This window comes from Lysinibacillus fusiformis, from assembly GCF_002845985.1.
Taxonomy (GTDB): Bacteria; Bacillota; Bacilli; order Bacillales_A; family Planococcaceae; genus Lysinibacillus; species Lysinibacillus fusiformis_D.
On record NZ_PDFK01000001.1, the window covers coordinates 683,542 to 696,758 of the forward strand.

Genomic DNA, 13,217 nt, shown 5'->3' on the forward strand with positions numbered 1-13,217 from the left:
ACAATCCTCGCTATTAATTATCGTCTAAAATAAAGTTTGTAATTTCACCAGTCACTTCTACATTATCTGGCGTACAAAGGAAGATATCTTTACCGATACGTTGGATATCCCCGGCAAGTGCATAGACTGTACCACTTAAAAAATCAATAATGCGTTTACCTTGCTCTCGTTCAATACGTTGTAAATTGACAATTGCAGCACGCTTATTTTTTAAATGCTCCGCGATATCTTGTGCTTCTGCATAAACTCTAGGCTCAATTAAAACAACTTTTGCTCCCTTAGAGCTCATAGCTGCCTGCAAGCTTACAATGTTGTTAGGCGTTGCTGAACTTTGCGGCATAATTTCTTGAATAGGCGCCCTACGCTCTTTAATCGTTTTTTTAGGCTTTACGGAATGAATCGGTTGCTGTTGTTGTATGGGCTGTTGCTGCTGAATAGGAGCTTGCGTGATTTCTTCTTCTAGTTCTTCTTCAAGGTAAAAGAAGTTTTTAATTTTATTTTTCATGCTCATCCTGTTCCCCTCTTTCATTTCCAACAAGAGCCGTTCCGACTCGAACAAAAGTAGCCCCTTCCTCTACCGCAATTTCAAAGTCATTAGACATGCCCATTGATAACTCGGTACAAGGTGCGTGTGCGAATCCTTGCTCGGCTATTTGCTGTTGACATTGTTTTAATTGCTTGAAAACAGAGCGAATGATTGCTTCGTCTTCTGTATTTGGTGCCATGGTCATTAAACCTACAACTTGAATCTTTGTAAAACTCTTTAACGCTTCTACAAAAGGCAAAACTTCTTCGATACTTAAGCCATGTTTTGATTCTTCACCCGAAACATTTACTTGTACAAAACATTTAACTGGCCGATCTGCTCTTTTTTCAATTTCTTCTGCCAGACTCAAACGATCTAAGGAGTGTAAATAATCAATGCTGTTAATGACTTGTTTTACTTTACGTGTTTGAAGTGACCCGATATAATGCCAATGTACATCAGCATGAATCTCTGCAATTTTACGTTGCAGGCCTTCAGGTCTATTTTCTCCTAAATGAGAGAGTCCTGCATCAATTGCTTCTTGTGTTCTTTCAACAGAAACTTCTTTCGTTACGGCAATTATTTGGACTTTATCACCCTGACGATTGCCTTTTTTTTCTGCTGCTGTTATTAAATCATGTAGTTTGTTTAAATTTGTTAAGATTTTTGTCACTGTTTTTCCCAACTTTACAACAATAGTTTCTTTTATTGTAACAAGCAATGCTTGATTTATCAATGAATAGCCTGACCTATGTCAGTTTACATTCACCACAATTTTATTAACATATGCCTTAGGAAAGTGCTTTAACTAAAATAACATCCTTGCCAACGACAAGCACATCTTTCATATACACTTTTCTTACAGACTCTTCCCCTTTAAAAAAACCAAGATATTTACGAGGCTCTGCAATCAAAAATGCTGTCACATAGCCCGTTTCTTTTGAGACTTCAGCATCTATTACAAAACCTATAAATCGCCCATTTCCTGCTTCAATCACTTCTTTTTGCTGTAATAATGAAAAACGCAATGACATACCTCCTCTATTCTTTATTTTTGTACATTCATTTCTATCATCAAACTTAGCTGTTACTTTATATTTATGTATCACTTGTTCATTGAATGAAGATAAAATGCGCACCGAATAATCCGATGCGCATTTTTTTATTTGTAATCTTTTTGCATTGTTTCAATAGCATTTTTTTCAAGACGTGAAATTTGTGCTTGGGAAATCCCCAATTCCTTCGCGATTTCCGTTTGCGTTTCGCCATAATAGAAACGTTTTGCAACGATCATTTGCTGACGTTCATCTAGCTTTTGCAAACTTTCCTTTACCGACACGTAGGCAACCCATTGATCCTCTGATACATCATCATCACGTAATTGGTCCATCATATAAACAGCGTCTCCACCGTCTGAATAAATGGGCTCCTGTAATGAAACTGGATCTTGAATGGCATCTAAAGCGAATAAAACATCTTCTTTTTTCATGTCAATCATCTCAGCAATTTCTTCAATCGTTGGTTCACGCAAATTATCGGTTATCCATTGCTCTTTTGCCTGCATTGCCTTATAAGCTATATCTCTTAGAGAGCGCGATACACGCAATGCATGATGATCACGCAGATGGCGACGAATTTCACCAATAATCATTGGTACAGCATATGTCGAAAATCTTACATTATGCTTTAAATCAAAATGATCAATGGCTTTCATGAGCCCAATACAGCCCACTTGAAATAAATCATCTGCCTGTTCACCCCGATAGGCAAATCTACCGACAATACTAAGCACTAACCTTAAATTGCACATGACAAGCTCTTCTCTAATCTCAGTTTCTCCAGCTTGTAAACGGATGAAGAGTTCCTTCATTTCCTCGTGCTTTAAAATTGGCAAAGTCGATGTATCTAAGCCGCAAAGATCTACTTTTGTTCGCATATTCGATTCCTCCGGATGTTATTCTCTGACTAAACCGTGACATCAGTTTGTCCGAGAGAAACAAGAATATGCACAAAAGCTGCGACCAATTTTAGGCAGGTTAAATTTCCCTTTCTACGAAATCGGTTGATTTAAATTTTCACGTAAATCTTGAATAATTTTCTTTTCTAATCGGGAAATATATGATTGCGATATGCCTAAATGATCTGCCACTTCTTTTTGAGTCATTTCAACTTTTCCATTGAGACCAAAACGACATTCCATAATATACCGCTCTCGCGCACCTAATAAATTAATCGCATGGAACATATGCTGACGTTCAATTTTCTTCTCAACATTATCAAGAATAATATGCTCTTCTGTTCCTAAAATATCTGACAGTAATAATTCATTTCCATCTGCATCAGAATTTAGTGGTTCATCTAGTGAAACTTCACCCTTCATACGACTTGTTTTTCGTAAATGCATTAAAATTTCGTTTTCAATGCAACGTGATGCATATGTTGCAAGCTTAATATTTTTATCAGTATTGAACGTTTCAATCGCCTTAATTAAACCAATCGAACCTATGCTGATTAAATCTTCTATTGGCGTGCCTGTGTTATCAAAACGTCTTGCAATATATACAACAAGACGTAAATTACGTTCAATTAGTGTGTCTCTAGCACGTAAATCACCGTTCATAAAGGATGCAATGACTGTAACTTCTTCTTCTCGACTTAATGGCACTGGCAATGAATCATTTCCCCCTATATAGTACGTTTCACGACTCCGAAACTTACTCCATAATTTTTTCAAGCTAGCAAGTAGCCTAAGAAGCAATAGTTCTCCCCCTCTATGAGTTATTTGAAAGCGCTGAAAAATGTAAAATTGCTGCTGTGCTATGTGGAAAATTTTTAGCTTTCTTGGTTAAAACGATATATTCATTCGTTTTCACTTGTGAGGGCTCCCCCTTTATATGCCACTCATCAAAACGAAAACCAAGCACTACGGTTTGCTGCTGTACCGTATTAACATGAATAAATCGTATATAACGCTGATAATCTTCTGAAAACATGGATACATTGTACGGATCTGTTTCTTGCCATTCTATTAATGATTGACGGAACGCTGAAGGTAAATGTGGCCGTAAAGCTGTATAGGAAACAAAATGAACCGGCTTTCCTGATAATGGCTCAATAGCTTGATTACCTGTATCCACAAAAGCAGAAAGTGGTATGGTTGCCCCAAAAATTTTTAAAGTTGTATCAAAAACAAATTGACCACTTAAGCGTTCTAGCTTTACAAAACCCCATTGCTTGTAGAATGCAATAAGATTTAAAACTGCAAGTAAAAAGCAAATCATAATAAAATGGGTAACAGAAAGATTTTTCAAAAAAGGTTGTAGAGCTGTTAATAAACCGCCAATAACGATTGTTGCTGTTAATACAATAGGACCTTGCTTCTGAAAACTTCGAATCTTGAAGTGAAATGCTATACCAATTAGCAATATAAAACTAAGAATCGTCGTCCACAGCATTTGACCGCCAATGACAGCTACAAAACTACTACAAATTGAACTCATTAATAATCTTGAATTCTTCACCAAGACCCCTGTTACTCTTGCCGTAAACGTGAGTATTGCTAGATTAAAAAGCGTATTAATGAGCACCAGCCATTCTCCATACATAACAGCCGCCTCCTACTTACAAAGTTAGCACGTTATTCCCACAAATATTGTCAAACAATCGCATCATTTCCTGAAAATGTTTTGACAAAATACATGGTTTCCTTACACATTTGAACAACATGTTATGCAATATAAAAAGCTCGTACCCTACCTAAGTAGAATACGAGCTTTCTAGAAGATTTATGCTTGTTTTATCCGCGATTTTTGCGGTTACGTAAAAATGCAGGTACTTCAAGCATGTCATCCTGTGCATAATGTTGCTGATTTTGACGTGGCTGCTCTTGTTGAACATGCGTTTCTTGTCGTTGTTCACGAATCGGCGCCTGTTGTTGTGGAGCAGATTGTCTGTTTATGTTGAGTGACGGTTTTGCTGTATTACGTTGTTGCTGTAGTGCTTCTTCAGTGAAGCCAGTCGCAATAACTGTAACAATGATTTCATCTTTAAGATTTTCATTAATAACAGAACCGAAAATCATATTTACTTCTTCATCTGACGCAGAAGCTACGATATCTGCCGCTTCTTGTACTTCAAATAAACTTAGATTTGAACCACCCGTAATGTTCATAAGGACACCTTTAGCACCATCAATTGACGATTCAAGCAATGGACTTGAAATTGCTTTCTTCGCAGCTTCAGAAGCTCTATTTTCGCCTGTTGCGATACCAATGCCCATTAATGCTGAACCTTTGTTAGACATAATTGTTTTCACGTCAGCAAAGTCTAAGTTAATAAGACCAGGTGTTGCAATTAAGTCCGAAATACCTTGTACACCCTGACGTAAAACATTATCAGCTTCTCTGAAGGCTTCTAACATTGGTGTTGATTTATCAACAATTTGTAAAAGCTTATCGTTCGGAATCACAATCAGTGTATCTACTGATTCCTTCATGCCACCAATTCCACCGATTGCTTGTGTTTGGCGCTTACGTCCTTCAAACGTAAATGGGCGTGTGACAACCCCTACTGTAAGGGCTCCCAATTCACGTGCAATTTGTGCAATAACTGGGGCTGCACCAGTACCTGTTCCGCCACCCATACCAGCTGTCACAAATACCATATCTGCCCCACGAAGAACTTCTTCTAGCTGTTCTCTGCTCTCTTCAGCAGCTTTTTTTCCTACTTCAGGATTTGCACCTGCACCTAGTCCACGCGTTAATTTAGCACCAATTTGTAGCTTTATTTCCGCTTTGGATAAGTTTAATGCCTGTGCATCTGTGTTCACTGCGATAAAGTCAACGCCTTGTACACCATGTTCTATCATTCGATTGACCGCGTTGTTACCGCCGCCACCAACACCTATGACCTTTATTACTGCAAGTTCATCAACACTTGTATCAAATTCTAACATCTCTTTTTCCTCCCACGGTAACTCGACTCTGTATCATTCATTACGCATTCTAGTTAATCAAAAAACTTATCAAATAATTTTTTTGCTTTCCCGATTACGCTTTCTTTTGGTTCTGAAGGTGTAGAATACTCTTGCTTTTTATTTATAGCTGGTTGAGCCCCTACAGCTGCATATTCAACAGGTTGCGTATTCGTACTCTTACCGTAAAAATCATCTTCTAAATAGGCGTAACGAATAAGTCCAACTGCCGTCGCAAATGAAGGCTCTCTAACGCCAATATAATCGGGTGTATAGATTCTTACACGCGTTTGTAGAATTTGACGTGCCAATTGGGCTATTCCTTCAAGCTTTGCAACGCCACCGGTTAAAACAACGCCACCTGGTAAATCTCGAACACCTAAACGCGCCAACTCATCAATCACTAACTCCAATAATTCTTCTAATCTAGCGCCAATAATTTCTGAAATATAACGCTGACTGTACTGATCAGTTGAATCTGTACCTACAACAGGCACTTCAAAGACTTCATCATCAGATGCATCGTCATAAAAGGCATGTCCAAATTGGTGTTTGATCTGCTCTGCTTGTTCTGTTGGTGTTTTTAAAACGATTGAAATATCTTTCGTTATATGATCACCACCAACTGGTATGACACCCGTATGCGTTAACAAACCCTCTTCAAATACCGTGATTGTTGTAGATCCGCCTCCTAAGTCTATAAAGGCAGTCCCTTGGTTTTTTTCATCTTCAGTTAATGCAAAGTAGCCTGATGCTAATGGCTGCAAATATATTTCTCGTATACTTAAACCAGCTCGTTCTACACAGCGAAGAACGTTGTGTAGAAGCGTTTTGGAAGTCGTTATCATTGTTGCATCCATCTCAAGGCGGATGCCAATCATACCACGAGGATCTTTAATTTCATCAAGGTTGTCTACAATAAACTGTCTTGGAATGATGTTAACTAATTCACGTTCAGGAGGTATCGACATGACTTGTGCAGATTCTACCACTCTGTCTAAATCATCATCTGTAATTTCTCTATTTTCACTATTCACAGCGACAACACCTTTAACTAGCTGTAACATCGTCTGGTTAGCTGGAACGCCTAAAACGACTTCATGAATTTGATAACCTGTCATTCGTTCGGCTTGTTCTACTGCTTTTCGAATAGATTGTACTGTTGCATCAATATCAACAATTGCACCTTTTCGAACGCCATTCGATTTTACATTTCCGACGCCAATTACATGTAATTGCCCGTCACTCATTTCACCTATTAATACCTTGATAGAGGAGGACCCAATATCAAGTGAAATGTATAAATCTTGCTGATTCAATTCGCTGCACCTCCTTGAAAAATGCTCTTATTTTCATTCTATTGTAAATTTGGCATAATGTCTAAGCAAATCGAGTATTTTGGTCAATTTTTCTCTCATTCTATGGAAGTTCTTTTTCTCTTGTGACGTTTTTCATCTAAGCGGGTTAGTAATATACGCCTAATTATTGCTATATTTTGGAACAATCGTACTCCAAAAGCGAAAATGGCTGCTAAATACAAATCAATCCCTAAGTTCACGCCTATAAAGGCTAAACCCGCTGCTAGAACTATATTAAAAAAGAATCCTGATACAAATACTTTATCGTCGTAAACTTGCTGTAATTGCGCGCGAATACCACCAAATAATGTATCTAAAGCTGCTAAAACAGCTATTGACAGATAATTTTCATACATAGAGGGGATTTGTATATTTGTTAACAAGCCAAGGGCAAGTCCAAATAGCAAACCTAAAAATGGTAGCCACATATATTAATCTCCTTTTTTTACCTCTGCTAAATAATCATTTGTCAATGGCTGATCAAATGCTGGAATTTGTAACTGCTCAGTTGGCTCTTCAATCACTAAATTAAAATTATCTAAATAAAATGAGTCTACAAATGTTGAGGCTTGTAGTGAATTATACAATTTTTGTGCTGCTTTATAATTGCTTGTCCCAACATGAATCTCGAAAGTAGGGGAAGACAATGGTATACTATTCACTGTTGTCTTACCATTTATATCCCGAATGGCTGTTGTTTGTACAACACGGTTGCCATCGATGGAAACACTCGTAGCATCATTTTTAAAAAGCGTATTTAATAACTGAGTTAATAAATCGGGTGAAATTTCTTTAATTTCATACCCCATTTCAATTAATTCTGGTGCAGGTTCAACATGTAGTATGACGCCTGCCCCCATAACTTCTGTTAATCCTGCCTGTAGCTTTAAACGATTTAATGTTTCATTTAAAGCTGCTTGCTGATTTACTTTCTCAGATTGCTCATAGCGATCCACTACTTCATGAAGTGAGCGAATTTCTGCCAGTAATGCGGAATGTCTTTGTTTTTCTTGTGCTAATTCCTCTCTTATTGCCCAAATATCTCGTGTATCTCGCTCAGCTGGTTTTTGTATGGTATTGTATTGTACCGCTATCATCAAACCGATAATAAATAGCACGATCGTTATTCGGGTGTACATATTTCTTTTCAAAATAGCCCCTCCTAGACGTATCGCATGCCCCGCAGAATTCATATTTGAATTGTAAATACTACAATCGTCTATTTATCTGGAGGCTAAGTTAGACTTTAAGTAGGATCAATAAAGCTTGTCCTTAACTTTCTACTTTTACTTTTGGCATTGTCAGCTTTTGATTTTCTTCCAATGACACGATAATATTGTCATTTAATAGCTGATCCACCACACCACCATTTAAATTTAAAGAAGCCATTAAAGTTTCTGAATCACCTACTGCTTCTATCACAAATGGCGCTGGGTGCTGTGTCCCATCAATTGTTATCACTGGTCCATTACAGCGAATATAGGAATTAGCCATAACACGTTGTCCATTGATAGCAATGGCTTGAGCACCTGAAATTTTCAGTTCGTTCAACAATTTAAAAACATGGCTTTCATGAACGATATAATCATTTGGATTCAAAGATTTCGGATCATAGTCTCCATCTTGAAGAGTTACACGTATGCCTTTTCCCTCACTTTTTAGTTCACCAAGTAATAAACGTAAATCCTCTGCTTGTTCAACAAGCTTCTTATAATCCTTTTCATTTGAAGCAAATGATTTTTCATACTTTCGAATCTGTTCTTGTAAATTATTTAGCTCTTCTGTAAGCTCTTTATTGCGTTCTTGTTGAGTGATTAACTCCTCACGATAAGAGTCCTCTTGCTCAAAAAGCTCTGAATTAATAGTGCCTGCTTCCCGATTGTCTTTTGCTTGGTTGTATGAATAGCCTATGATAAATCCTGTTGTTACACAAACAATTAGTAATTCAAATTGTTTTCTAGAAAAAAAACTCCCTTTGCTATTCTTCTTGTTGTTCATCTTCCGTCACTTCCTGGTTAACCATTTCCCCATCTGCACTTGCTTCCAAGTCAATACTTATCTTGTTGTACTCCTCATTAAAAGGACGATAGTATGAACCGACCTCTAAATCGATCACACCTTTTTCTAAGTTGGCAATTTGCGCAACGATCGAGGGGTAGTAATCTAACTTTTCCGCCAGCGTCTGAATCACAGCACGTACTTCATAGCCATCATTCATATAAAGCTTGACCGCATTTGGATTCGCATCATTACTATTCGTGTTAACTTGAGAAATTAAAGCCAAAACTTCCGGCTTTAATTGCGCTAGCTGCTCAACAAGCTTATTAATGGTTTTTTCACCGGTTATCCCGATAAAAACAGGTGCATCAATTGGTGTATCATTACCAGTTTGTTCAAAGCGTTTGCCGTTTTCTAGCAAAGGATAGTAGGTGCCGTCTCCAGCTAAGTACGCAACCTTTTTCCATTCTTTTATTTCAATTGTAACGCCTTGTAGCCAGTTACGTTTAACATGTGCTTCTTTTACCCATTTATCCTTTAATAAAATCTGCTCAACATCTTCCACTTTGAAACCCCACATTGATTTACCTGGAACAAGGGTACTTGTCTCCAAATAATATTCGTCATTCGCTAGCTTAGCACCATGAACTGTGATTTTCTTGATATTGCTATATGGAGATTGAAAATAAAGGAGTACTGCTAACACAATAAAGAAAAGTAATATTAGCACTATAAATTTCCGGTTAGTACGCTTTTTTCGTCGCTTTTTAAGCGTAGGTATGCGATCTTCTATATCGATTACTTTCTCCAAAAAGTACTCCTCCTTTATATTTATTTCGCTAATTGATAAATAATACCTATTATTAACCACATTGTTACTAAAGATGTACCTCCGTAGCTAATAAAGGGCAATGTAACACCCGTTACTGGCACTAAACCTATTACGACAGCTATATTTAGAAATGCTTGCACCATCAACATCGTAACAAGCCCGATAATCGCATAATAGGATGTTCGATTTTTAGCCTGTACAGCAAATTTATAGCCTGCATAAATTGTCAGTACAAAGAGCGCTAAAATGACAAGGCCACCAATTAATCCGACTTCTTCTAAAATAATTGCGTAAATAAAATCATTTTGCGGTTCAGGTAAATAAAGGAATTTTTGACGACTTTGACCAAAACCATGACCGAATATCCCTGCTGGACCAATTGCCATTAAGGATTGCACTGCTTGGAATCCACTTACTAAGGGATCTGCCCATGGATCAAGAAATGCTTCTATACGCTTTAGACGATACGGTGCTGTCGCAATGAGCCCTACCAATCCAGCAACACCAACTAGCATAATCATGGCGTACAGTTTTAGAGGATAGCCAGCGACAAAAAATAATAAAAACACAGAGACAACAAGAATAAATACTGAGCCGAAATCAGGCTGCAACATAATAAGGGCAACGGGTAGTAGAAGAATCGCCCCATGGCGCCAATTAACAATCGGTTTTCCTGTTTTATGTTGCGCTAATATATGACTCAAGTACACAATGACTGTAATTTTCGTTAGCTCTGCTGGCTGAATTGTTAATGGACCTAAACCAATCCAGCTTTGCGAGCCATTTCTCACAAGCCCAATACCTGGAATTAGTACGAGAACAAGTAAAATTAACGAAAATATATAGGCCATTTTCCAAAAGGACTGCTCTCTCAAAATATTTAATCGAATCGTGATTAAAAATACGATAATGGCTACCACAAAGTATATGCTTTGCTTCATATAAAACGGCATTTTTCCACTATAATGAACGGCACTCCAGTAGGTACCTGCAGAATAGACGAAAACAATGCCGATTATTGATAGCATCAAAGTTGTGACGAGCAATAAGTAACTTTCTTTACCTCTCAGTAATGCCATCCTTCCAAGTCAAGTATATTCTAAAATAGTTACAGGCTCATTACAGCTTCATTACAGCATCAATAAAAACATCTCCGCGTATTTCAAAGCTGTCATATTGATCCCAGCTTGCACATGCTGGAGATAGTAAGATAATATCTCCCTCTGCCGACATCGGTGCTGCATAGTGTACAGCGTCTTCTACATTTTGGGCAATGACTGTCTGTTGGACACCACACGACTTTGCAAATTCTACAAAGCGTAAGCCTGTTTCTCCAAATGCAACAACACCTTTTACATGCTGCATACAAGGGCGAAGTTCTTCAAAAGAATGTCCACGATCTAAGCCACCTGCGAGTAAAATAATAGGTGCTTGGAAAGCATCTAAAGCACTCTTTGTTGCTAAGCAGTTGGTTGCCTTAGAATCATTGTAAATCTTTCGACCATTCCATTCGCGAACGAATTGTGTACGGTGACGAACGCCACCAAAAGTCGCTAACACCTCTTCCATCTTCGCCTTGTCACAGCCAACTAAAATACAAGCTGCAACGGCTGCTAGGATGTTTTCTAAATTATGCTTGCCAGGCAGGGCGATATGAGCACGCTCCATATATGGCTCACCTTGCCAATAAATCGTTGTCTCATCTGCACTAATGCCGCTTGTAGTACGTCCCTTTGAACTGAATGGAACTTTTTGAGCATTCGATTGTGCTGCATATCCAACAACAATCGGTTGATCCGCATTATAAATAAAATAATCACTATCATCTTGATTACGTGTCACACCAAACTTTGCTCCAGCATAATTGTCAAATGTCCCATGATAATCAAGATGTGCATCATAAAGATTTGTTAAAATAGCGATTTTTGGCTTAAACGTTTTTATTCCCATCAATTGGAATGAAGACAATTCAGTTACAATGATGTCATCTTTATTAGCTTCTTTTGCGACACCACAGGCTACTGTCCCAATATTCCCCGCAATTAGAGGATTTTTACTCCCACTATTTAACATATCAAAAATTAAAGTTGTCGTTGTGGTTTTGCCATTTGATCCTGTTATACCAATAAATGGCGCATCGCTAATTAAATAAGCAAGCTCAATCTCTGTCCAGACAGGTATTTCACGACGAAGGGCATCAGCCACAATTCGATTGCTATATGGTATCCCAGGATTTTTGACTACTAATTCAAAGCCTTCATCTAGTAAATCTTCAGGATGACGACCACAAATCACTGTAATCCCCTTTTGTAATAAACCTTGTGCATCTGGACTTTCATCAAATGGTTTGGAATCATTGACGGTTACAAAGGCGCCAAGCTCATGTAAAATTTCAGCAGCGGCTACACCACTCTTTGCTAGACCTAACACAAGTACTTTTTTATGTTGTAAATCTGTATAGTTTTTCATTAGAACGCCTCCGATAAGACTGCAATCAATGCTACTGCTAGAGCAGTTGACCAGAAGACAAGCACGACTTTCCATTCTGACCAACCTGATAATTCAAAGTGATGGTGGATAGGACTCATTTTAAAAATACGCTTTTTGCGAAGCTTAAAGCTACCTACCTGTAAAATAACGGATAATGTTTCGATAACAAACACTAAACCAACTAGCAAAAGCAAGAATTCTTCCTTTACTAGCACAGATACCATCGCTAATGCCCCACCTAATGCTAACGAACCCGTATCTCCCATAAATACCTTGGCAGGATTGGCATTAAATAATAAAAATCCTAATAAAGCACCTGTTACAGCAAATGTAAATAGTGCAATATCCGCTTGATTTTGGAAGAGCGCAATAACGCCAAATGCTGCAAAGGCAATTGAAGCAGTGCCTGCCACTAGCCCGTCTAAACCATCCGTCAAATTTACGGCATTGGAGAAGCCTACTAGCCAGAAAATTAAAAAGGCTACATAGAATACCCCAAGATCTATTGTCCACTCAGTAAACGGAATAGCGAGCGTTGTATCAAATGATCCTACATACAGCAGGAAATAAGCAAGAATAGCAATAACAATTTGACCAATCAACTTCTGAAGAGAAGTTAAACCTAAATTTCTTTTAAATACAACTTTTAAACCATCATCCAATAAACCTATTAAACCAAACCCTGCTAATACTAATAAAAGTACTACGGTTTGTGTCGTTAATAAATCTAAAAAGCTACCTACACCAACAGTTGTAAGGACGATAGATATTAAAAAAATGATTCCTCCCATTGTTGGTGTACCAGCTTTTTTCATATGTGATTTTGGTCCCTCTTCACGAATACTTTGCCCAAACTTTAGACGACGAAGAAGTGGAATACTAATTGGTGCCAGGATAACTGTTACTATAAAAGCAAGAGCTAAAATGGTAAGTGTTGTTGCGAGTTTCATTGAAAAATCTCCTTTAAATCTTGTTTCACTTTCTTCTTTAAGAAAAAAGCATAAACTTTCATTTATTTATTACTACCCTTCATAATAATAG

At 37.8% G+C, this 13,217-nt stretch carries 15 protein-coding genes; all 15 read right to left on the reverse strand.

All coding sequences use genetic code 11. The features are described 5' to 3' along the window. Nucleotides 1-13: 13 nt before the first annotated feature. On the reverse strand, nt 14-511 hold the full coding sequence (locus tag CRI88_RS03480) for a cell division protein SepF (RefSeq protein ID WP_036125175.1): 498 nt from the start codon (nt 509-511) through the stop codon (nt 14-16). After that, nucleotides 495-1,199, reverse strand: coding sequence for a YggS family pyridoxal phosphate-dependent enzyme (locus CRI88_RS03485; protein ID WP_036125178.1), 705 nt, complete (start codon nt 1,197-1,199; stop codon nt 495-497). Before CRI88_RS03485 ends, CRI88_RS03480 begins: the two co-directional genes overlap by 17 nt. A gap of 118 nt (nt 1,200-1,317) precedes the next feature. Then, complete coding sequence (locus CRI88_RS03490; protein ID WP_230593885.1) at nt 1,318-1,560, reverse strand: PRC-barrel domain-containing protein; 243 nt, start codon at nt 1,558-1,560, stop codon at nt 1,318-1,320. A gap of 128 nt (nt 1,561-1,688) precedes the next feature. Beyond that, nucleotides 1,689-2,462, reverse strand: a complete 774-nt coding sequence (sigG, locus tag CRI88_RS03495) for an RNA polymerase sporulation sigma factor SigG (RefSeq protein WP_004227313.1) — start codon at nt 2,460-2,462, stop codon at nt 1,689-1,691. A 114-nt stretch (nt 2,463-2,576) separates the two neighbouring features. After that, nucleotides 2,577-3,284, reverse strand: coding sequence for an RNA polymerase sporulation sigma factor SigE (gene sigE, locus CRI88_RS03500; protein WP_009373518.1), 708 nt, complete (start codon nt 3,282-3,284; stop codon nt 2,577-2,579). A 13-nt stretch (nt 3,285-3,297) separates the two neighbouring features. Beyond that, nucleotides 3,298-4,131, reverse strand: a complete 834-nt coding sequence (locus CRI88_RS03505) for a sigma-E processing peptidase SpoIIGA (protein WP_036125177.1) — start codon at nt 4,129-4,131, stop codon at nt 3,298-3,300. Nucleotides 4,132-4,322: 191 nt separating this feature from the next. After that, complete coding sequence (ftsZ, locus tag CRI88_RS03510) at nt 4,323-5,480, reverse strand: cell division protein FtsZ (protein WP_058843469.1); 1,158 nt, start codon at nt 5,478-5,480, stop codon at nt 4,323-4,325. Nucleotides 5,481-5,533: 53 nt separating this feature from the next. Further along, a complete protein-coding gene (gene ftsA, locus CRI88_RS03515) occupies nt 5,534-6,817 on the reverse strand; it encodes a cell division protein FtsA (RefSeq protein ID WP_036125235.1) in 1,284 nt (427 codons plus the stop codon). Between the two features lie 95 nt (nt 6,818-6,912). Then, complete coding sequence (locus CRI88_RS03520) at nt 6,913-7,284, reverse strand: small basic family protein (RefSeq protein ID WP_036125237.1); 372 nt, start codon at nt 7,282-7,284, stop codon at nt 6,913-6,915. Between the two features lie 3 nt (nt 7,285-7,287). Beyond that, complete coding sequence (locus CRI88_RS03525) at nt 7,288-8,007, reverse strand: DUF881 domain-containing protein (RefSeq protein WP_058843468.1); 720 nt, start codon at nt 8,005-8,007, stop codon at nt 7,288-7,290. Nucleotides 8,008-8,128: 121 nt separating this feature from the next. Next, complete coding sequence (locus CRI88_RS03530; protein ID WP_036125243.1) at nt 8,129-8,854, reverse strand: DUF881 domain-containing protein; 726 nt, start codon at nt 8,852-8,854, stop codon at nt 8,129-8,131. Continuing rightward, on the reverse strand, nt 8,835-9,665 hold the full coding sequence (locus CRI88_RS03535; protein ID WP_036125245.1) for a cell division protein FtsQ/DivIB: 831 nt from the start codon (nt 9,663-9,665) through the stop codon (nt 8,835-8,837). Before CRI88_RS03535 ends, CRI88_RS03530 begins: the two co-directional genes overlap by 20 nt. 20 nt (nt 9,666-9,685) lie before the next feature. Then, nucleotides 9,686-10,765 carry a putative lipid II flippase FtsW gene (gene ftsW, locus CRI88_RS03540; RefSeq protein ID WP_058843467.1) on the reverse strand — a complete coding sequence of 360 codons (1,080 nt, stop codon included), beginning with the start codon at nt 10,763-10,765 and terminating at the stop codon, nt 9,686-9,688. Nucleotides 10,766-10,805: 40 nt separating this feature from the next. After that, nucleotides 10,806-12,155 (reverse strand): UDP-N-acetylmuramoyl-L-alanine--D-glutamate ligase, encoded by a 1,350-nt coding sequence (gene murD, locus CRI88_RS03545; protein ID WP_036125250.1) that lies wholly within the window; start codon nt 12,153-12,155, stop codon nt 10,806-10,808. Then, complete coding sequence (mraY, locus tag CRI88_RS03550) at nt 12,155-13,126, reverse strand: phospho-N-acetylmuramoyl-pentapeptide-transferase (RefSeq protein WP_036125252.1); 972 nt, start codon at nt 13,124-13,126, stop codon at nt 12,155-12,157. Before mraY ends, murD begins: the two co-directional genes overlap by 1 nt. Nucleotides 13,127-13,217: the final 91 nt, after the last annotated feature.